Here is an 18,962-nt window from a genome sequence, read left to right on the forward strand (position 1 = left end):
CCGTCGAACGCAATGTTGCCGCCAGCCGCTGCAGGCAGGCTAACAATTTGATCGCCAAGGATCCTGTAGGTCAGCCCGCCAGAAACAGTCAGTGGGCCATTTTCATATCGCGCGCCCAAGGTCGATGGAGTCCGCCCAGTTGTCGGCGCTAGGGCCGTGTCAGATGGTGTGTTGCCGGAGTCGCGTGCGTGTAGGACGCGTTGATCGCCCAGTTTTCATTCAAACGGCGGCCGATGCCGATGTTGTAAGTTGTCGTGTCGCTGGAGAAGTTGACGTATTGCGCTGGTGTGCCGCCAAGGCCAGGACCAGTTCCCGGTGTGGTGACGTTGAACCCGTCCCAGAAAACATGACGAATTGAGCCGAACACCAGCGTGTCTTCGGCGATACCAGATCTGCGCTTCAAGTAAAAATGCTTGTCAGGGAACTCTACCGTGAAGGCAGTCGAGGGCAAAATTCTCCGTGCCGGTCATGTCAATCTTCTAATCCGCGGTCGAATAGGTCAGCGCGACGCGGAGCGCGATGTCTAGGCGCTCATACGCACCGCCGATCACGGCACCGCATGCCGGCATGCCCCGGTTGCTTGCAAGTCGCCGCAGGGGTAGTCCCACCCGATGCGGGTATTGATTTCGAGTCCATCGACCCAACGGAATCGCACGCCGCCATGGGCACTGAAGCGGTCGGTTACCTGATAACTCAGGTAGCGTCCGAGCACCGTCACCGGTCAGTTCGGTGTTCAAGTCGTTGCATCCGAAGGCCTGCAAGCGCACCCGAGGTCATACGTGCATCGTCGGCGCCATAGGGTTGGTCAATAGATTACATGCCAACCGAGAGTTGCTCGCTGAAAGCTCGATGCGATACGCGAAGCCGCCGCGCAATAAGCTCGTAGCGTCCATATCGCGGACGCAAAGGAGCCACGCTGCGTTCGAACCGGTTGGCTTCGGGCACAACCACACCGTAACTGAATATTCGAAGCAGCTGCCCGACTCGCCGGTTTCCTCAAACAGCGATGCGCATGGATTGGTCCGTGCGGCTGATGTCTGCCGAAGCTTGCCATGCTTGTCGATGCCAGCAGCGCTGCGGCTGCGGTGAGTGTGTAGCGGGTCATGAGTGCCTCCCCGACCTGTATGTCCCAAAATGTCCTGCCCATACTAAAGGCGGAAAAGGGCCGTTTCGGTCAAATATTCCGCAACGTCAGCACGGGGTGCAGGACAAGGTAAGGCAATCCCTGTGTCACAAAAGCTACACTATTGCGCGGATTGGCTGCGGCGATGCTCGGTCAGCACGTTGAGGTAATTGGCGCCAAAGATAATGGCCGCCCCCAAGACAACGGGCCATTCCAGCGGTTCGCCGTACAGGACAAAGGCCAAGGCGCCGATCACCGGCAGGCGCACAAAGTCGATGGGCATCACGACCGAAGCCGGTGCAAGGGCGATTGCATTCGTTAGGCTGAAATGCGCCACAAGGCCTGATATTGCCACCACAATCACCCAAGGCCAGGCCGCCGCATCGGGCAGTGCCATGGTGCCGTCGTAAAGGCAAAAGGCCAGGCCCAGGACAAGTTGGATGGCGGTCAGCCAAAACAGGATGCACGTGATCGATTGATCCCGCGTCAGACGCTTGGTGAAAATCGCCGTGATCGCGAAGGCAAGGGCGGCCAGGGCGGCGGCTCCCATGCCCGGCGAAAGGGCGGCCGAGCCCGGCTGGATCACGATCAAGACCCCGATGAACCCGGCCAACCCGGCGCAGACCTTGATCCAGGTGAGCCGTTCCCCAAGGAAAATGGCTGCAAGCCCCATCACCCAAAGGGGCGAGGTGAATTCCAACGCAAAGACCTGGCTGAGCGGGATAACCCCGACGGCCCAAAACCACAGGTTTTGTCCAGTGAAATGAAAGATGTTGCGCAAGGTATGGTCACGCAGCCGGTTGGCTTTGATCTGCCCAAGTGTGCCGCATATGCCAGCGATCGCCAAAACCAAGATCATGCCGATCAGGGAGCGATAGGTCATCAACTCGAATGTGCTGAGGCTTGTCGAAAGCTCACGCCCGGCGATAGCCATGGATGAAAAGGCTATCACCGCCCCAACCATCCACAGCGCGGCGAGCGGCACGTTGGAGGGGGCGCTTCAGGCGAAGTCATGGTGCGAGGCCTTGGACATGCACCACGCCATAGGCGGGGAATTCAGGGCCGCAAACAAAAAGGCCGCCCCACAAGGGCGGCCAATGCTTGTTGGTTGGGCGCTGCCCGGTCAGAAGCGGAAGCCTGCGCGCAGCGTGGCTGTGTTCAAGACCGCATCATAGTCGAATCCGCCTGCGGACCCTTCGACCTGGCGGCCCGTCACATCGGCGCCCAGAAACAGGCTTTCGTTGATGTTGTATTCGACACCAACGCCGTAGTTGAAGCCGGTCATGTCAAACGCGGCCGCGCCCATTGCGCTTGCCGTGGACCAGCCTGCCGCGCCGTAGATCATCAAGGCGTCGGACGAGGTGAGGCCCACTCGGCCCCGGATATCAACAATCGAGTCGATCTCGAACGCGCCGCTGGCGTCCGTGAGGTCCACATGCAGGTAGCGCACTTCGCCGCCGAATACGGTGGAGCCGTTCTGGATGTTGTACCCGGCAAAAGCACCATAGGCTTCACCGTCGAATGTCAGCGTGCGCGACACAGCATTGGCCCCAACAACGGCTGTCGCTTCATCGACGAAGCCGTCGCCAAAGCCGAATTCGACCCCGCCGTAAAAGCAATCAAAGGCCAGAGCACAGGTCTCAGGTTCCACGTAAACCGGCGGCGGTGGGGGCGGCACCTCGACAGGGCCAGCAAAGGCGGCGGTAGAGGAAGCCACGAAAATGGCTGTCGTTGTTGCGAGACGTTTCATAGGGCAACCCGTGGAATAGCTTTGTGAGTAGTGTCAGCAGATAGTGATGAATATCGCATGAAGACCTTCAGGGCGCCAGACCTGTCGCGAATTCGCGCAAAGCGTGTTGCCAATAAAACAACGCCATTATGGCTCAAAACCGCTCATATCGTCTGGACCTGCGCCGCCAGATCCATCGGAGCGGGCCGAGCCGTTGTCAGAGGCCTGCGCGTTTCGCATCATCCCAAAGCCGGTCCATCTCTTCCAGCGAACTGCCTTCCGGACTTGAAGAACGCGCCTTAAGCTGTTGTTCGATATACTGAAACCGGCGCACGAACTTTGCATTTGCCTGCCGCAGAGCGGTCTCCGGATCGACCTTCAAGTGCCGCGCGAGGTTCGCCATCACAAACAGCAAATCGCCCATCTCTTCCGCGATCTTGTCTTGCGGCAATGTTTCACGGGCCTCGGCCAATTCACGCGCTTCTTCGCTGATCTTGTCGAGGACCTGCTCAACCTCCGGCCAATCGAACCCAACGCGGGCGGCGCGTTTCTGAAGCTTTTCCGCCCGCATCAGGGCAGGCAGACCGAGGGCCACATCATCCAACACCCCTCCGCGCTGTTTTGCAGCGCGCTCTGCGGCTTTGACGCTTTCCCAATCTGCGACTTGCTGATCCGCAGACTTTTGATTGCTCTCATCACCGAAAACATGGGGATGGCGCGCGATCATCTTGTCACCGATCGATCGGGCCACATCGTCAAGGTCAAACAGACCCGCATCCTCAGCCATTTGCGCATGGAACACGGACTGAAACAGCAAATCGCCCAATTCGCCCTTCAACTCCTCCATATCGCCACGCTCAATGGCGTCCGCGACCTCGTAGGCCTCTTCAATGGTGTAGGGCGCGATGGTGGCGAAAGTCTGCTCTATGTCCCAAGGGCAGCCATGCTGAGGGTCTCGTAGCCGCGCCATGATGGCGCGGAGGCGAGGCAATGGATCGGTCGGAAGGTCTGTCATGCCCCGGTCATGCGGTAAGCTCCGGGTCAGGGCAAGGGTGTTGCGATGGCGGGATGGCTCTGACACGGTCGGTGCAGGAGGATTTTCGTCCATGCCCATCATCAACTCTATCGCTGCCTTGGCCGACGACATGACCGCTTGGCGCAGGCACCTACATGCCCACCCGGAATTGGAGTTTGATTGCCACGAAACGGCGGCGTTCGTGGAGGCGCGGCTGAGGGATTTCGGCATCACGGATATCCATACCGGCATCGCAAAGACCGGCCTTGTGGCCATCATCGACAGCGGCCGGCCCGGCCCCACGATTGGCCTGCGCGCTGATATGGATGCGCTTCCGATGGACGAGATCACGGGGGCCGATCATGCCTCGACCGTCAAAGGCAAGATGCATGCCTGTGGCCATGACGGCCACACCACCATGCTGTTGGGCGCCGCGAAATACCTCGCAGAGACCCGGAATTTTTCCGGCCGCGTCGCGCTGATCTTCCAACCCGCCGAAGAGGATGGCGGCGGTGGCGAAGTGATGGTGCAAGAAGGGGCTATGGACCGGTTCGGGATCGAGCGGGTCTTCGCAATCCACAATGTGCCCGGCGCCCCTTTGGGTCAGTTCTTTACCCGGCCGGGCCCGATCATGGCGGCCGTCGATACCGTGTACCTGACCATCAAGGGCAAAGGGGGCACGGCGCCTATCCTCAGGATTGCGTCGATCCGATCCCGCCCGCACTGGCCATGGCGCAAGCCTTTCAAACCATCGTGTCGCGCAATCACACGCCGTCCGAGGATCTGGTGATCTCGGTCACGCAGATCCATTCCGGATCGGCCAGCAATATCATCCCGGAAGAGGCGTTCCTGAACGCGACGGTGCGCACCTTCAACCCAGAGGTGCAGGACATGGTGGAACGCCGCATGGGCGAAATCGTGGCAGGCACCGCTGCGCGCCTTCGGCGTCGAGGCCGAACTGATCTACGAGCGCGGCTATCCCGCCACGATCAACGATGCCACGCAAACCGAGTTTGCCGCCGACGTCGCGCGCGACGTGGTCGGTGCCGCGCACGTGATCGCCGATGCCGGGGCAGAAATGGGGGCGGAGGATTTCGCCTATATGCTGCAAGCCCGTCCCGGCGCCTACCTGTTCCTGGGCGCAGGCGAGGGGGCGGGGCTGCACCACCCGGCCTTCGACTTTAACGACGAAATTGCGCCAATTGGCGCAAGCTATTTCGCTCGGCTGGTGGAGACTGCGCAGCCGGCCTAGACCCGTTGGATCAGGCCGCGTCGATCATGCTGCGGCGCGGGTTGCGAGCGTGTCTTTGAACAAGGCGACGCAATCTGTGACCTTTCGGAAGCTCTCGTGCAGGGCGCGTCGCGGGCAGATCGGGGAAAAGCGCCTTGATCTCGGCCATGGCCTCTTCCCCAAGGCTTTGACGGGCCATTTCACCGAGCAACAGGCTTTCGCTGGCACAGCCTTCCGCGAAGACGATTTCATGATGATCGAACAGCATGTGGAAATAGGTCAGCGGCGCCATTCTAAGGCGTGAGACGCCGGGCAGGGGCAGCAACTTGATCGCTGGAACCAAGACGCCCTCTGGCCCGAACATGCGGGACGCAATCCGTGACTGCACGAAGATCCGGTGTTGCGGCGACACTTCAAGATCACGTGCAGGAACACCGGGGCCCAAGGCGTTTTTGTGAATTCGGACAGGGCGAAGGTCCGGCGTGGCCTCAAGCGCTGCACAGCTTTGCGGGCTGCGCCCCAGCCACCGCAGCGGTTGGAGACCGTTTTCCCGCGTGACGATCAGGTCGCCCGCGCTGAGCGTCTCGATGGGACGCTCGCCTTTGTTCGTCAGAATAAGCGTGCCTTCAACAAAGCAGACCGGTCCGGGCGTATTCGGATTGGGGGTGCCTTCTACCAGATCACCGTTAGCGTCACGCAGTATGGCGGTGGCATTTGGCGCATCCGACGTCGTGCTTTCCGACCCCAAAAGAGTGGAGCCGGGAAAATCCGTCGGCAACGCCAGATTGCCGGGATGGTTTGGGCCCATATTCCAGCGCGATGTATTCGCCGGTGACTTCATCGACGAGGTAGAGCGTGTCGAACCGCGTGCCTTCCCCATCTTCAAGGAAACCTTGATTGGAGTTGTTGTCGGGAAGGCCAGCATCATAGAAGCCCACAGGCGGCGGGTCGTCATCATGTTGACCAATAACCGTCGCGGTCCCACCGCCTCCGATTATGGGCGTGGGATCTTCGGGTGGAATTTCGCCCCAATCAAACAACTCGCCGCGCTGTGCACTCCAAAGGGAATAGTTGCTCAGATCAAGCGGCGTGCCATTGGCATTTTGGATCTCGACATATTCGTCAGCCTTGTTCGATCCCCCATCCCCGTCGGTGTCAAAAGCATTGCCACCGGCATTGTCTGCAAGGATTTCGCTGAAAAAGAGGCCGTCAAGAAAAGCTACCATGAGAGGCAGTTAGTCAGAGAATTTGACTAAAATCGTGATGAAATTCGTCAAAACTCGGGCGCTGCGGAAAAGCGCTTGTTTAGTGGGCCTCGGCGCGCAGGTATTTGCGCATGCCGTACAGCAGCGGATCGCCGTCCGGTGATACGCGCACCGCCTCAACCGCACCGATGCAAATGTGGTGCGTGCCATGGCGTTCGGCAGAGATCAGTTTGCAATCGAAGCTGACAAGCGCCTCGCTCAACGTTGGCGCGCCCGTCGCCAGGGTCTCAACCGAGACGGCGTTGAACTTGTCGCCACCAGGGGCCGGTCTGCGGGATGAGAAGACATCCGAGATTTCGGTCTGCCCGATGCGAAGGACGTTGATACAGAAACAGCCGTTTTCCAGCACCAGGGGCAGGGCGGACGACGATGCATTCAGGCAGGTCAGCATCGTGGGCGCCTCGCCATCGGCTGAGATTGAGGTCATCGCGGACACGGTCACGCCACCGCGCCCGGCCGGTCCGTCGGTCGTGACAACGGAAACGGACGCGGCCGCGCGGCTCATCCCTTCAAGGAAGAGTGCCTTCAAATCATCCGAGCTGCCCATATCCGCGTCTCCTTTTCGCGCGCGCAAACCATCGCTCAGCGCTCTTTGAGGCACAAGATGGATCAATTCGCGCTTTCGTCTCGTGAAATCTGCGGTGTAGCAAGGGGGCGGCGGTGGAAAGGCAAAACACATGGCATTGGAAGACGCAAAGAACGAAGTCGATGGGGCCTTCACCCGGCACGATCTGAAGGGGGCGGCGTTCGAGAACACGTTCTCGGGTGCGGTGTCGTTCCTGCGGCGGCGCTACACCAAAGATCTGGCGGGCGTAGATGTCGCCATCACCGGGATCCCGTTCGACCAGGCCGTCACGAACCGCCCCGGCACACGTCTTGGCCCGCGCGCGATCCGCGAGGCGTCCGCCCTGCAACCCTATGATCCGCCCTATGGCTGGGAGGGCTATGCACCACTGGAGGCACTCGCCATCGCCGACTACGGCGATATGGCCTTCGACTACGCCCATACCGCCGACGTACCAGCGCGGATCGAGGCGCATATCGCAGGCATCCTCGGGGCAGGGGCCGCGGCCATCACCCTTGGGGGCGATCATTCCATCACCCTGCCGATCCTGCGCGCCCATGCGGCGGTGCACGGCCCACTGGCCCTGATCCAGGTCGATGCCCATACCGACACATGGCCCGATGATGACCCGGCGCGAATTGATCACGGCACCTTTTGCTACACCGCCGTGAAGGAAGGCCTGATCGATGTGGCGCGGTCCTCGCACATCGGTATTCGCACAGTGGTGGAGGACAATCTGGGCATTCACATCCACGATGCGCGTGAAGCTGCACGAAGCGGGCGCCGCCCAGGTTGCGGCAGCCGTCAAGGCACGCGCCGGGAACGCCCCCGTCTACTCTGAGTTTCGATATCGACGGGCTGGACCCTGCCTATGCGCCCGGAACAGGCACGCCGGTCTGGGGCGGGCTGAGCAGCGCGCAGGCCGCGATTCTGTTGCGGGAGCTGGCGGGCATCACCCTTGTGGGCGGTGACGTTGTCGAAGTCTCGCCGCCTTTTGATACCGCTGGTATCACTGCGGTGGCGGGCGCCCATGTGGCAATGGAACTTCTGTGCCTATGGGGCTGGACCCGGCGGTAGAGCGGGTAGACCGGGCCGCGCCCTTGGCCTATCCATGGGGCAGCACGCATAATGAGGCTTCCTGAGCAGATGCCCAACCGTCGCCGACCCGATCGTGAGAGCCGCGCAGTTGCGCGCGAGATTTCCTATGCAAACTCCGCCGAGACAAAAGGCGGACGCGCGATGATCCGTGTGATGGAGAATACGACAGGCCGCATGCGCCTGATCAAACAGGCCGATGGCTACGACGAAGAGGTGCGCAAGGGGCGCGATTTCTGGGAAGTCATGGTCGAACGCTACGGGTTGGAGTTGAACGTCATCGGCGGCGCTCTGTCCAATATCCCGGCCGAGGGGCCCGTGGTGCTGATTGCCAACCACCCCTACGGCATTCTGGACGGGCTCATGATGGGCCATATCCTCAGCCAGGCGCGCGGCGATTTTCGCATTCTCGCCCACCAGGTGTTTCGCAAAGCCGAAGACCTCAACCGCGTCATTCTCCCGGTCAGTTTCGAGGAAACCAAGGAAGCATTGGCGCAGAACCTCCGCACCCGGAAAGAGGCGCTTGGCTACCTGTCCGATGGCGGCGCAATCGGGGTTTTCCCGGGCGGCACCGTCAGCACCGCCGCCAAACCGTTCGGGCGCCCGATGGACCCGGTCTGGCGCAGCTTCACGGCGCGGATGATCGCAAAGTCCGAGGCGACCGTCGTGCCCGTTTTCTTTGACGGCCATAACAGCCGTCTATTCCAGTTGATGAGCCACCTGCACTACACGCTGCGGATGGGCCTGTTGATCAAGGAATTCAAAAAACGGGTGAACAAACCCGTCGACGTCGTGATCGGGGATCCAATCTCACGCGAGGCGCTGAACGATATGGCGGGCGACGCAAAGACGTTGATGGATCACTTGCGGAAAACCACCTACGCCTTGTCGCCACGCCCACTGGACCCGACCGCACGGGGGTTCGAATTTGAAGACAAACATCGCGGCCCGGATGAGAAGCCGACGCGCAAAAGACTGAAGGATCGTTACTGATGGCAGTGGGTATTTTCGACTCGGGTCTGGGCGGGCTGACGGTGCTGGACGCGGTGCAAAAGCGTCTGCCGGACCTGCCGATCCTCTACTACGGGGACAATGCCCATACGCCTTATGGAACGCGGGAGCCTGAGGATATCTACAACCTGACAACGGCGGGCGTCCAAGCGATGTTTGATCGGGGCTGTGATCTGGTGATCCTGGCCTGCAACACAGCCTCTGCGGCGGCGTTGCGGCGCATGCAGGAAGGCTGGGTGCCCGAAGGCAAGCGCGTGCTGGGTGTGTTCGTGCCGCTGATCGAGGCTCTGACAGAGCGCAACTGGGGCGACAATTCCCCGCCGCGCGAAGTGGCCGTCAACGATGTGGCCTTGTTTGCCACCCCAGCGACCGTGTCCAGCCGCGCCTTCCAGCGCGAACTGGCCTTCCGTGCCATCGGTGTCGATGTGGAGGCGCAACCCTGCGGTGGTGTCGTTGATGCCATCGAAGAAGGCGACATGATCCTGGCGGAGGCGCTCGTGCGCTCCCACGTCGATGCATTGAAGCGGCGGATGCCCAATCCACAGGCCGCAATCCTGGGATGCACGCATTACCCGCTTGTCGAGGAGGTTTTCCGAGCCGCCCTGGGCGACGGCGTGGCCGTCTATTCGCAACCCTCGTTGGTCGCAGAGTCTTTGGCCGACTACCTTGACCGCCGCCCTGAGATGTTAGGGCAGGGGGAGGCCGCGTTTCTGACCACCGGTGATCCAAAATCGGTCGAGGCAAAAGCCACGCTGTTCCTTCGGCGGAAAATCACCTTTGAAGGTGTTGGGTGACAGCACCTCTTGCGCAACGGGCCAATTGGCATCACCTTTGAACGGTGTTCAAATACTACTCTGTCGCCGCGATGTTCATGTGCTTGGCCTTTCCCGCAATAGCGCAGGCGCCAATCCTGTCCGTTCCGCCCAATGCTCCGGCAAGCGCCGATGCTGATCGAAGCGATCCGGCCGCATGGCAAGCGGCCATGCCGTCTCTGGAGATCGTCGCGGCCTTTGTTGCTGAAAAGGACGAGCGTGGCGAAAATGGAGAGCATATCCCCCGCGCAAGTGTGGAGTTTGCGAGCGGCGAAGAGGTCTATTTTTACGTCTCATTCGCCAATGTCGCCCGTAACCCGGTCGGACAACCGGGCGCGGAATTCCTCATTTCCCTCAGGGCGCAAGTGCGCTCCGCAACCGGTGAGCCGCTTAGCCCTTGGCTCGACATTCACCGTTATTCCGGCAGCATAACCATGGCACCGGATGATCCCGAATATTTCCAAAGCTGGATCACCGGCGGGTTGGGCCCGGAATTACCGCCTGGCCAATACCAGCTGGCCCTCGAATTTACGGATCTCTTCCGCACCGAATTGGGGATGGATGCGCCGGTCGAGGTTGTGTTCGATCTGGTCTATTCCTGACCGTTCGGCGCAAATTCACGCGTCGCCGTGCACTACAATTGTAGTTACAGAAAAACTACAGGAAAACTACAGGTTCAGGACTCGCATTTTCGGCTGTGATGCGACTATCACAGCGCGTGATTTGAACGCCGCGTTGAATTGACGTATGCGGCGTCAGACCTCTATTCGACGGGCACAAGACCATGACCAAGACCATCGCGATCCTCGGGGCGTCCGGATATACTGGGGCCGAGCTCTGCCGCCTGATCTGCGGGCACCCGGATATGCGTATCGTGGCCCTGACCGGCGACCGCAAAGCGGGACAGGCCATGGCCTCGGTCTACCCGTTCCTGCGCACCGCCGATTTGCCTGATTTGCAGCGCATCGAGGATGTGGATTTCTCTGGGGTTGATCTTGCTTTTTGCGCCTTGCCGCATGCGACATCACAAAGTGTTATCAAAGGCTTGCCATCTGATCTTAAAGTTGTGGACTTGTCGGCGGATTTCCGGCTGCGGGATCCGGCCATGTACGCCAAATGGTACGGCAAAGATCATGACGCGCCAGAGCTTCAGGGCGAGGCTGTCTATGGTCTGACCGAGTTCTACCGCGATGAAATCCGCAAAGCCCGGCTGGTCGCCGGCACCGGGTGCAATGCCGCGACGGGGCAGTTTGCCCTCCGGCCCGTAATTGCAGATGGATTGGTCGATCTGGACGAGATCATCATCGACATGGTTGTCGGCGTTTCCGGCGCAGGGCGCAGCCTGAAGGAAAACCTCCTCCACGCTGAACTCAGCGAAGGCACCAACGCCTACGCCCTGGGCGGCACGCACCGGCATTTAGGTGAGTTTGATCAAGAGTTTAGCCTGTTGGCCGGACGCCCTGTTGAGGTGCAATTCACCCCACATCTCGCACCGTTCAACCGCGGCATCCTCGCGACTGTGTACGTTAAGGGCGAGGCGGATGCGATCCATCAGCGTCTCTGACCAACGCCTACGATCACGAACCGTTCATCGAAGTGCTTCCGATGGGCCAGGCCCCCTCGACACATGACGTCAGAGGTACCAATTACTGTCATATCGGGGTCGCAGCTGACCGCCGGTCAGGCCGTGCGCAAATCGTGGCGGCTTTGGACAATTTGTGCAAAGGCTCCTCAGGGCAGGCGATCCAGAACGCCAACCTGATGCTGGGGCTGAAGGAGACGGCGGGCCTGATGGGCTTGGGCGTGTTTCCGTAGGGAGAGAGTGCGATGCGGAGTTTGAAGCGACAGCGACGCATTCAGGTGATTGTACTGGCGGCTGTGGCCCTGATCGGGTCCACCGGGCTGATCATCTGGGCGTCCCAGGACGCCTTCAACTTCTTTCGCCCGCCCGCCGAAATCGCCAGCAATCCCCCGCCGCCAAACGAAGTTTTCCGCATCGGCGGTCTGGTTGAAGAAGGCACCTTGGTACGCGGCGAGGGCGAAACGATCACCTTCAGCGTGACCGATGGCGCGGCCTCAATCCCGGTCAGCTATACCGGCATTCTGCCCGATCTCTTCAACGAAGGCGAAGGCATGGTGGGCACCGGGCGCCTGGTCGATGGCGTCTTTCAGGCCTCCGAAATCCTCGCGCGCCATGATGAGACGTATATGCCCGCCGAAGTAATCGAAGCGCTGGAAGAACAGGGCGTGTACCGCGACCCCGGCGAAAGCTGATCTCTCAGCCCTTTCTTCTTCCTATCGGCAGTCCGCTCAAATGATCCGTACACGGGTAACACTTTTTAACTCTGCCATGGTGGATTCAGAGCTCAGGACCAATTGAGCATGGAGGGGAGAGCCATGCTGTCGGTTCGATCCATAGCAGAAGATATTGTTGCCCGAGAGGGCGGTTTCGTGAACGACCCCGATGATCCGGGTGGGGCGACCAAACATGGTGTGACGATCCACACGATGCGGTCGCTTGGCCTTGACCTGGACGAGGACGGCGATGTGGATGTCGCCGATGTGCGGCTGGTCACGCCCGACCTCGCCACCGACTCTGTTCATCGAGCATTACTTCACCCGCCCGCGCATTCACCTGCTGCCGGAGCCGTTGCAGGCCACCGTCTTCGATATGCAGGTCAATGCAGGCTCAAACGCCGTTCGCATCCTGCAACGACTGCTGAGAGACATGGGCCTCGACATCGCTGTGGACGGCGCCATCGGCCCGCAGACCGCGCGGGCCGCCCATGCCGCCTTGGCGCAGGCCCCGGACCATCTGGTCGATGCCTACGGCATTGCACGGCGGAACTATTATTACAGATTGGCTGATCGTCGCCCTGCCAGCCGAAAATATGCCCGGCGGCGGGATGGTGGCAAAGGCGGCTGGATTGTACGGGCCGAGGAATTCATCTCTCCCCGCTACCATCTGACCGCCGCACAGCACCGCGAAAGGACAGCATCATGGGGCTGATGAACCGCGGGCTCGGCGAAACCGTCGAAGGGATAGGGGAGGCGGCCGAAGGGCTTTCCGAGGTCTTCGTTCCCAATGCGACGCGCGCCATGGAACTGGCAGCCGAGATTCACCAAGCGACCTTGGAGACTGCGGCGGCTGAATTTGAGCATGCAGGCACGGGCTGGTTTGACCGCATGATCAACGGCCTCAATCGCCTGCCGCGCCCGATGCTCGCCTTGGGCACGCTAGGATTGTTCATCTATGCGATGGCAGATCCGCAAGCCTTTGCAGCGCGCATGATAGGGTTGCAGGAAGTGCCGGAACCCCTGTGGTGGCTTCTTGGCGCCATTGTCAGCTTCTACTTTGGCGCGCGAGAGCTGCATTATGCGCGCGACACGTCATCCGGCGAAGGTGGAACAGGCACACCCCGTCGCAGACGTCGCCTGAGGGATCGATTGGGTGGGATCTTCGGGCGACGTCGGCGCCAACCTGCGCCCGATACTAGCGCAGAGAACCCCGCGCTGAGCGATTGGCAACGCGACTAGCGCCAATCCTCCGGGCGGGTGCCAGAGACAGAGGCAAGCAGGCCAGTCATCAGACCCGTGGCTTCAAAGAGCAATGTCTTTGGCAAATGCTCATTCGGGGCATGTTGCGAACATTCGGGGTAGGAATGGGGCACCCAGATTGTGGGCAGGCCCATCGCGTCCCGGAAAATGTCGTTGGGAAGGGAGCCGCCAAGCGAGGGTAGGATCGCAGGAGCCCGCCCTATCACGGCTTTCGCAGCTTCAACGATACGCGTGACTGCCGGGTGGTCCACAGGCGTCGCACTTGCGCGAAATGCCGGGCCTTCCGGGGTGATGGTGATCTGCTCAAAGCCGTTCCGGTCGAGGTGATCGCGCAGCGCTGGCATCAATCCGTCGGCGTCCGTACCGGGCGCATACCGCAATTGGACCCAGGCACTGGCCTTCGGCGGAATGGCATTGACTGGGGCAGGGGGTGCCCTGCATGCAAGGCCAGCACTTCAGCGGAAGACCAGGCATGAATACGCTCTGCCGGGCTTAAGCCCTGCGGTGCCCCAGTTTTCATCAACAGCGCCCCCGGCTGGTGTGATCGACGCCAGCGCGGCGCGCGTCGCAGCTGGGATATCGCCTGGCGCCCAGGCGTCAATCTGCAACGACCCATTGCGATCCACGATCGTGCCAAGGGCATGGGCCAGTTCAATGGCGGGGTTGCGCAGCGCTCCGCCGAAATTCCCCGAATGGCGGCCGCTTTCCCGGTGCTCAAGATCCAGGCGATAGGTCACACCGCCCCGCGCGCCTAGAAACAGTGTGGGCGTATCGGCCGCAACCCGCGGCCCGTCGGACGCAAGCAGTATGTCCGCCGTCAGAGCCTCTGTGTGCTGCGCGCAAATTTCCGCCAGGCCGGGTGAGCCGATTTCTTCGCCCATCTCTATCAGCCAGATCAGGTTGAACCCCAATTCCCCGCGCTCGGCCAATAAGGTTTCAACGGCAGTGAGGTTGACCAGAAACTGACCCTTGTTGTCGGCGATCCCACGCCCGAACCAATTGATCGTCGTCCTCCGTGAGGGCCCAAGGGTCCCGCGCGTTGATCCAATCCCCTTCCATGCCCGGCACAACATCACCGTGCGAATAGGTAAGCACGGTCGCATTGGCCGGGTCTTCAATGCGGCGCGCGATCAGAAAGGGCACGCCGGCCTGCTCATGACGCAGCAGTGTGAATGACAGCGAGCTTAACCAGCCACCGATCAGATCGAAGTACGCGGCGGCCTGGTGCGCGGCATCTTCACGTTGGGCATCGGTCTTTTGCGCAATCATTTCCGCCAAGCGCGCCTTGAACGCCGGGCTGCGTGCGCGGCCCATTCCTGCCATAGCAAGGTCTGAGGCAAACATCGGCATGTCCCTTTATCTTTCAAATGGCCAAGAGGCCTTTTGCGCCACCGCTGAAGTGTGATCCTTTTCTTAAGGATTTGCACCTATCGAAACAGGGCAACACCGTTGGTGGTATGAGTGGGCGACGTGCGATGGGCCATTTGCGCAGCAGACACATCAAGATCGCAATCGTCGATGATCTGCCCCACCGGGCGGAACGCATCAAAGCCGCACTGGCCAGCGACACCCGATTTGCAACTGGCGCGATTTGGTATCCAACTCTGAGTGACGCTTATGTCGGGATCGAGCTTGCGGAGCCGGAATTTGTCATTGTCTCCGCAACCTTCAGCGCCTTGGCTGAGTTTGCGATGTTCAAGGCCCTGCTCAATATGCTGCGGGTGCCCCATATCGTGATTGGCGCAACCGAACGGTCGGGCGCCGAGACAAAGGCCCGATGGGCCGACGACAGCCATGTAGCCTCTTTCCTTGATCGACTCGACGCACATCTCAATGGCACAAGACCCCAGCAGAAGCCCCATATGCCCACGCCAGACACTCCGATGCGCCCGGTGCTGATCGGTAGCTCAACGGGTGGGGTAGAAGCCCTCGAAACCATTTTGCAAAACTTCGGCCTGGATTGTCCGCCAACGCTGGTTGTCCAGCACATCAAACCGAATTTTCTGGCAGCCATGGTTGCACGACTGAACAAAGCCTGTCCCGCGCGCATTGTCGAAGCAGAAGACCATATGACGTTACAGCGCGGCGTTGTTGCGGTGGCCCCCGGTGGACCAAGGCACCTTGAATTGGTTAGCCGCACGCGCATGGCCCTGGTCGATGGCCCGCCCGTAAGCGGGCACCGCCCGTCCGTGGACAGGCTATTTCTATCTGCCACCAGATTTGCGCCAACGGCGGTCGCCGTGATCCTGACCGGCATGGGACGCGATGGCGCGGTGGGGATGGCGCAATTGCGAAAGGCGGGCGCATGGACCATTGCGCAAGACGAGGCGACTTCTGTCGTCTACGGCATGCCGCACGCGGCCAAGCAGGAGGGCGGGGTTTGCAAGGTTCTCCCGCTTCGCAGAGATTGGGCCGTCGATCCTTGAGGCGGCGGGCCACGCGGGCACCGCGAAAATAGCGGCTCGTCCATAGCGCCAATGCAGGGGAGGTGGCGGAGAGACAGGAGTGGCGGAGAGACAGGATTCGAACCCTGGGTGGGCTTGCACCCACAACGGTTTTCGAGACCGCCCCGTTCGACCACTCCGGCACCTCTCCGCGGATAGGGTTGTCGCCCGTGGGCGGCGGGATAGCGGCAAGCGTTCCGCCGCGCAAGAGCCATCTGGGTGAAAACCGATTTGACCTTGTGGTCTTTTCCGTCAGGATCGCGAAAACGCTAAGGCAGCGTCTGACCGACATTGCCGTGACGCCAATAAACTGCACCGGAGAGTCCATGATCCGCGCTACCTGTCTTGCTCTGAGCCTTTTGGTCCCCGCCTTCGGGGCCGATGCCCAGATCCAACCCGCATCGTCGGTTCCCGGAAGCATCTTCGCCGTAGAAGAACCCGAGCTTTTCGCGATGTTCGAGGCCATGGGGATGTACGAGATGCTCCCGATCATGGCGGAAGAACACGTGATGGGGGCCGAGGCGATGCAGGCCGGTCTGTTCCCCGGGCGCGGCGGGGAGGCCTGGCAACAAAGGATCGCCTCCATTCACAGCCCTGAACGTTTGGTGACCCTATTTGAGGCGAATTTTCCCTCCAGCGACATCAGCGCAGAAACAATCCGCGCGGTCACCGACTTCATGCAATCCGACGCCGGCCAACGCCTTATCCAGGGCGAGATTGCGGCCCGCCGTGCCTTTCTGGAAGAGGATGCGATCGCGAACGGAAACGCTGCACTGCTGCTGGCGATGGAAACGGGGGATGCTCGGTTGGAGAGCTTGCGCGCCTTCAACGAGGTCAACGACCTGATCAATCGCAATGTCTCGGGCGCGTTGAACGCCCGCTTCTCCCTGTTCCGTGGGCTGGCCGATGGCGGCGCGTTTGAAGACGATATGGGCGAAGATCTGATGATCGACGATGTCCTGGCCCATGAGCCTCAGATCCGTGAGGCCACGGTTGAATGGTTGTTCTCGTTCCAGGCGACGGCCTATGCAGATGTCGAGATCAGTGATCTTGATGCGTATGTTGCCCATTCACAAAGCGAGGCAGGTCAAGAAATCATCGCGGCCCTGTTCGTCGCTTTCGACAACCTTCTGGGAACCCTGAATTACGATGTCGGTTATGCTGCCGCGCCATATATAGGCGGCGAAGATCTCTGACATTCGCGCCGATCGTTTCGGGTTGACATATTACGACACCTCCAGCAGATAGCGAATTCTGCCCGTGCCCGGATTCTCCGGCGTGTGCGGATATGGTAATGAACGCTCCGACCGGGGCGCGCTGTCCGAGGCGGGGAAACCCGAAAACACTGCGAACGCGCAGGGCCACACGACGCGGGTAATGAAGGATAGACACATGTTCGCTGTCATGAAGACAGGCGGCAAGCAGTATAAAGTTCAGGCGGGTGACAAACTCCGCGTGGAAAAGCTTGCAGCAGAGGCCGGTGAAACGGTCCAGTTCAACGAAATTCTGATGCTGGGTGGCGATAGCGCCACGGTCGGCGCACCGCTTGTGGAAGGTGCCGCTGTTCAGGCCACGGTTGTGGACCAGATCAAGGGCGAGAAGCTCATCCACTTCGTCAAGCGCCGCCGTAAGCATTCGTCGAAGCGTAAGAAGGGGCATCGCCAGCAACTGACGCTGATCGAAATCACCGAAGTCCTTGCCAAGGGTGGCGACAAGACAGGTGTGAAGGCGGCTGTTGGCGCAGGCTCCGTCGCAGGTGTGGCTGTTGCCGCCGCTGCGGCAAAGCCCGCGAAGAAAGCCAAGGCAGACGCGCCCAAGGCTGAGGCCCCCAAGGCCGAAAAGCCCAAGGCCAAAAAGGCCGAGGCCGCTCCGGCGCCCGCCGCTGCAGCTGGCGCCGATGACCTCAAGCAATTGTCCGGTGTTGGACCCGCGCTTGAGAAGAAGTTGCACGAAGCTGGTGTGACCACTTTCGCTCAGATCGCCGCCTGGGGCGCCGATGACATCGCCGCGATGGACGAAAAGCTTTCGTTCAAGGGTCGGATCGAGCGTGAAGGCTGGGTCGATCAAGCCAAGAAAATCGTCGAAGGCTAAGGAGACAAACACATGGCACATAAAAAAGCAGGTGGTAGCTCCCGGAACGGCCGCGACTCCGCTGGTCGCCGTTTAGGCATCAAGAAATTCGGTGGCGAAGCCGTCATCCCGGGCAACATCATCGCGCGTCAGCGCGGCAACAAGTGGTGGCCGGGTGAAGGCGTGGGCGAGGGCAAGGATCACACGATCTTCGCAACCGTCGAAGGCAATGTGACCTTCCGTAAAGGCTTCAAAGGCCGCACCTTTATTTCCGTACTCCCAGCCGCAGAGGCTGCCGAGTAACCACCCGTCCCAAGGGTAAAATTTCAAGGGGCCGGTGGAAACGCCGGCCCCTTCGCATTTCTGTAACTGCTCTTGTGCAAAAGGGCCGCGATGCCCACCTGTGAAGGCGGGGATGAGAGGCCAACAAGAGCAATCGGTTCGGAGGAGGACCGAGATATGAAACAGGAAACGATCCTGCGTACGGCCCCCAACATGGAGGCCGCTCACATGCAGATCCAGACACCGCGCATGGTATTGCGCCCGATGCGCGCGTCCGATTCCGGGCTGATCGCGCTTTATCATGCTGACAAGCGCGTGGCTGAGATGACGACATCGATCCCCCATCCATTGCCACCGGGCGCGACAGAAAGCTTCATGGGCAAGTTCCTGCGCGACGATGTGGAGCATACGGCCTGGGTCATGGATGCCAGCAGCTTTGGCGGGGCGGAGGTTCTGGGGATCATCTCGCTCGATCAGATGGATCGCGGCCAGTCGGAAATCGGCTACTGGGTCGCGCCCGCGATGTGGAACACCGGCTTCGCGTCCGAGGCTGTTCATGCCTTGGTTGATGCAAACCCGCTGAAGAACAAGACGATCTTCGGCTCGGTCTTTCAGGACAATCCAAGTTCAGCCCGGGTCCTGACAAACGCAGGTTTCGACTATCTGGGCGATGCTGAAGCATTCTCGGTCGCGCGTGCAGCGAAAGTTGCGACGTGGACTTACCTCAAGCGATTGGGGTAGGAGGCGGGCGTACGGACGCTG

Annotated in this window: 20 protein-coding genes, 1 tRNA gene and 4 pseudogenes; 14 read left to right on the top strand and 11 right to left on the bottom strand. The window is 60.6% G+C overall.

Translation table 11 applies throughout. The annotated features are described in order from the left end of the window. Positions 1-148: 148 nt before the first annotated feature. The 4 genes from ACZ1HK_RS01215 to mazG all read right to left on the bottom strand — a co-directional run bounded on the left by ACZ1HK_RS01215 (position 149) and on the right by mazG (position 3,867). Positions 149-451, bottom strand: coding sequence for a hypothetical protein (locus ACZ1HK_RS01215; protein ID WP_472627128.1), 303 nt, complete (start codon positions 449-451; stop codon positions 149-151). A gap of 793 nt (positions 452-1,244) precedes the next feature. After that, positions 1,245-2,087, bottom strand: a complete 843-nt coding sequence (locus ACZ1HK_RS01220) for a DMT family transporter (protein WP_472627861.1) — start codon at positions 2,085-2,087, stop codon at positions 1,245-1,247. A gap of 159 nt (positions 2,088-2,246) precedes the next feature. Next, positions 2,247-2,873: an outer membrane protein gene (locus tag ACZ1HK_RS01225; RefSeq protein ID WP_472627129.1), complete on the bottom strand. Its 627-nt coding sequence runs from the start codon at positions 2,871-2,873 to the stop codon at positions 2,247-2,249. Between the two features lie 196 nt (positions 2,874-3,069). Continuing rightward, positions 3,070-3,867 carry a nucleoside triphosphate pyrophosphohydrolase gene (mazG, locus tag ACZ1HK_RS01230; RefSeq protein ID WP_472627130.1) on the bottom strand — a complete coding sequence of 266 codons (798 nt, stop codon included), beginning with the start codon at positions 3,865-3,867 and terminating at the stop codon, positions 3,070-3,072. Positions 3,868-3,958: 91 nt separating this feature from the next. Between mazG and ACZ1HK_RS01235 the strand changes: the two are divergent. After that, a pseudogene (locus ACZ1HK_RS01235) lies at positions 3,959-5,119 on the top strand (M20 aminoacylase family protein). 10 nt (positions 5,120-5,129) lie between these two features. On the opposite strand, the gene ACZ1HK_RS01240 reads toward ACZ1HK_RS01235, so the two are convergent. The 3 genes from ACZ1HK_RS01240 to ACZ1HK_RS01250 all read right to left on the bottom strand — a co-directional run bounded on the left by ACZ1HK_RS01240 (position 5,130) and on the right by ACZ1HK_RS01250 (position 6,910). Beyond that, positions 5,130-5,876, bottom strand: a complete 747-nt coding sequence (locus tag ACZ1HK_RS01240) for a Hint domain-containing protein (RefSeq protein WP_472627131.1) — start codon at positions 5,874-5,876, stop codon at positions 5,130-5,132. After that, positions 5,791-6,324, bottom strand: coding sequence for a hypothetical protein (locus ACZ1HK_RS01245; protein ID WP_472627132.1), 534 nt, complete (start codon positions 6,322-6,324; stop codon positions 5,791-5,793). Before ACZ1HK_RS01245 ends, ACZ1HK_RS01240 begins: the two co-directional genes overlap by 86 nt. 79 nt (positions 6,325-6,403) lie before the next feature. Then, entirely contained in the window at positions 6,404-6,910 is a 507-nt protein-coding gene (locus tag ACZ1HK_RS01250) for a flavin reductase family protein (RefSeq protein ID WP_472627133.1), read from the bottom strand. A 130-nt stretch (positions 6,911-7,040) separates the two neighbouring features. Here ACZ1HK_RS01250 and speB point away from each other — a divergent pair. From speB to ACZ1HK_RS01290, 8 genes and pseudogenes are all read left to right on the top strand, one after another. Then, positions 7,041-8,005 (top strand): annotated as a pseudogene (gene speB, locus ACZ1HK_RS01255) (agmatinase). Between the two features lie 51 nt (positions 8,006-8,056). Continuing rightward, the gene (locus ACZ1HK_RS01260; protein ID WP_472627134.1) at positions 8,057-9,016 is read left to right on the top strand and encodes a lysophospholipid acyltransferase family protein; all 960 of its coding nucleotides are present in this window, start codon (positions 8,057-8,059) and stop codon (positions 9,014-9,016) included. After that, positions 9,016-9,828 carry a glutamate racemase gene (locus ACZ1HK_RS01265; protein WP_472627135.1) on the top strand — a complete coding sequence of 271 codons (813 nt, stop codon included), beginning with the start codon at positions 9,016-9,018 and terminating at the stop codon, positions 9,826-9,828. Before ACZ1HK_RS01260 ends, ACZ1HK_RS01265 begins: the two co-directional genes overlap by 1 nt. Positions 9,829-9,872: 44 nt before the next feature. Further along, entirely contained in the window at positions 9,873-10,448 is a 576-nt protein-coding gene (locus tag ACZ1HK_RS01270; RefSeq protein WP_472627136.1) for a hypothetical protein, read from the top strand. A 182-nt stretch (positions 10,449-10,630) separates the two neighbouring features. Next, a pseudogene (argC, locus tag ACZ1HK_RS01275) lies at positions 10,631-11,661 on the top strand (N-acetyl-gamma-glutamyl-phosphate reductase). Positions 11,662-11,673: 12 nt separating this feature from the next. After that, positions 11,674-12,120, top strand: coding sequence for a cytochrome c maturation protein CcmE (gene ccmE / locus ACZ1HK_RS01280; protein ID WP_472627137.1), 447 nt, complete (start codon positions 11,674-11,676; stop codon positions 12,118-12,120). Between the two features lie 123 nt (positions 12,121-12,243). Continuing rightward, positions 12,244-12,856: pseudogene (locus ACZ1HK_RS01285) on the top strand (holin-associated N-acetylmuramidase). Continuing rightward, entirely contained in the window at positions 12,847-13,383 is a 537-nt protein-coding gene (locus tag ACZ1HK_RS01290) for a holin family protein (protein WP_472627138.1), read from the top strand. Before ACZ1HK_RS01285 ends, ACZ1HK_RS01290 begins: the two are co-directional and overlap by 10 nt. Here ACZ1HK_RS01290 and ACZ1HK_RS01295 read toward each other — a convergent pair. The 3 genes from ACZ1HK_RS01295 to ACZ1HK_RS01305 form a co-directional block, all read right to left on the bottom strand. Then, positions 13,380-13,748 (bottom strand): hypothetical protein, encoded by a 369-nt coding sequence (locus ACZ1HK_RS01295; RefSeq protein WP_472627139.1) that lies wholly within the window; start codon positions 13,746-13,748, stop codon positions 13,380-13,382. The two genes, ACZ1HK_RS01290 and ACZ1HK_RS01295, sit on opposite strands and share 4 nt — an antisense overlap. A gap of 111 nt (positions 13,749-13,859) precedes the next feature. Further along, positions 13,860-14,453 carry a M20/M25/M40 family metallo-hydrolase gene (locus ACZ1HK_RS01300; RefSeq protein ID WP_472627862.1) on the bottom strand — a complete coding sequence of 198 codons (594 nt, stop codon included), beginning with the start codon at positions 14,451-14,453 and terminating at the stop codon, positions 13,860-13,862. Further along, a complete protein-coding gene (locus ACZ1HK_RS01305) occupies positions 14,341-14,718 on the bottom strand; it encodes a hypothetical protein (protein WP_472627140.1) in 378 nt (125 codons plus the stop codon). Before ACZ1HK_RS01305 ends, ACZ1HK_RS01300 begins: the two co-directional genes overlap by 113 nt. A gap of 161 nt (positions 14,719-14,879) precedes the next feature. Between ACZ1HK_RS01305 and ACZ1HK_RS01310 the strand changes: the two genes are divergently transcribed. Further along, on the top strand, positions 14,880-15,830 hold the full coding sequence (locus tag ACZ1HK_RS01310) for a CheB methylesterase domain-containing protein (protein ID WP_472627141.1): 951 nt from the start codon (positions 14,880-14,882) through the stop codon (positions 15,828-15,830). A gap of 80 nt (positions 15,831-15,910) precedes the next feature. Here the strand turns inward: ACZ1HK_RS01310 and ACZ1HK_RS01315 are convergent. After that, positions 15,911-15,999: transfer RNA gene (locus ACZ1HK_RS01315), tRNA-Ser, on the bottom strand. A gap of 175 nt (positions 16,000-16,174) precedes the next feature. Here ACZ1HK_RS01315 and ACZ1HK_RS01320 point away from each other — a divergent pair. The 4 genes from ACZ1HK_RS01320 (at position 16,175) to ACZ1HK_RS01335 (ending at position 18,941) form a co-directional block, all read left to right on the top strand. Then, entirely contained in the window at positions 16,175-17,044 is an 870-nt protein-coding gene (locus ACZ1HK_RS01320; RefSeq protein WP_472627142.1) for a hypothetical protein, read from the top strand. Between the two features lie 196 nt (positions 17,045-17,240). Then, a complete protein-coding gene (locus ACZ1HK_RS01325; RefSeq protein ID WP_472627143.1) occupies positions 17,241-17,939 on the top strand; it encodes a 50S ribosomal protein L21 in 699 nt (232 codons plus the stop codon). Between the two features lie 12 nt (positions 17,940-17,951). Continuing rightward, positions 17,952-18,221, top strand: coding sequence for a 50S ribosomal protein L27 (rpmA, locus tag ACZ1HK_RS01330; RefSeq protein WP_472627144.1), 270 nt, complete (start codon positions 17,952-17,954; stop codon positions 18,219-18,221). A gap of 156 nt (positions 18,222-18,377) precedes the next feature. After that, entirely contained in the window at positions 18,378-18,941 is a 564-nt protein-coding gene (locus ACZ1HK_RS01335) for a GNAT family N-acetyltransferase (protein ID WP_472627145.1), read from the top strand. Positions 18,942-18,962: the final 21 nt, after the last annotated feature.

Source organism: Gymnodinialimonas sp. JB5-7, assembly GCF_055693405.1.

Coding starts and splice junctions, on each gene's coding strand:
- ACZ1HK_RS01250 (WP_472627133.1), bottom strand. CDS start 6,910: ATGGGCAGCTCGGATGATTTGAAGGCACTCTTCCTTGAAGGGATGAGC.
- ACZ1HK_RS01325 (WP_472627143.1), top strand. CDS start 17,241: ATGTTCGCTGTCATGAAGACAGGCGGCAAGCAGTATAAAGTTCAGGCG.
- ACZ1HK_RS01310 (WP_472627141.1), top strand. CDS start 14,880: ATGGGCCATTTGCGCAGCAGACACATCAAGATCGCAATCGTCGATGAT.
- ACZ1HK_RS01245 (WP_472627132.1), bottom strand. CDS start 6,324: ATGGTAGCTTTTCTTGACGGCCTCTTTTTCAGCGAAATCCTTGCAGAC.
- ACZ1HK_RS01265 (WP_472627135.1), top strand. CDS start 9,016: ATGGCAGTGGGTATTTTCGACTCGGGTCTGGGCGGGCTGACGGTGCTG.
- ACZ1HK_RS01335 (WP_472627145.1), top strand. CDS start 18,378: ATGAAACAGGAAACGATCCTGCGTACGGCCCCCAACATGGAGGCCGCT.
- ACZ1HK_RS01295 (WP_472627139.1), bottom strand. CDS start 13,748: ATGCCAGCGCTGCGCGATCACCTCGACCGGAACGGCTTTGAGCAGATC.
- ACZ1HK_RS01225 (WP_472627129.1), bottom strand. CDS start 2,873: ATGAAACGTCTCGCAACAACGACAGCCATTTTCGTGGCTTCCTCTACC.
- ACZ1HK_RS01220 (WP_472627861.1), bottom strand. CDS start 2,087: ATGGTTGGGGCGGTGATAGCCTTTTCATCCATGGCTATCGCCGGGCGT.
- ccmE (WP_472627137.1), top strand. CDS start 11,674: ATGCGGAGTTTGAAGCGACAGCGACGCATTCAGGTGATTGTACTGGCG.
- rpmA (WP_472627144.1), top strand. CDS start 17,952: ATGGCACATAAAAAAGCAGGTGGTAGCTCCCGGAACGGCCGCGACTCC.
- ACZ1HK_RS01305 (WP_472627140.1), bottom strand. CDS start 14,718: ATGGGCCGCGCACGCAGCCCGGCGTTCAAGGCGCGCTTGGCGGAAATG.
- ACZ1HK_RS01290 (WP_472627138.1), top strand. CDS start 12,847: ATGGGGCTGATGAACCGCGGGCTCGGCGAAACCGTCGAAGGGATAGGG.
- mazG (WP_472627130.1), bottom strand. CDS start 3,867: ATGACAGACCTTCCGACCGATCCATTGCCTCGCCTCCGCGCCATCATG.
- ACZ1HK_RS01260 (WP_472627134.1), top strand. CDS start 8,057: ATGAGGCTTCCTGAGCAGATGCCCAACCGTCGCCGACCCGATCGTGAG.
- ACZ1HK_RS01320 (WP_472627142.1), top strand. CDS start 16,175: ATGATCCGCGCTACCTGTCTTGCTCTGAGCCTTTTGGTCCCCGCCTTC.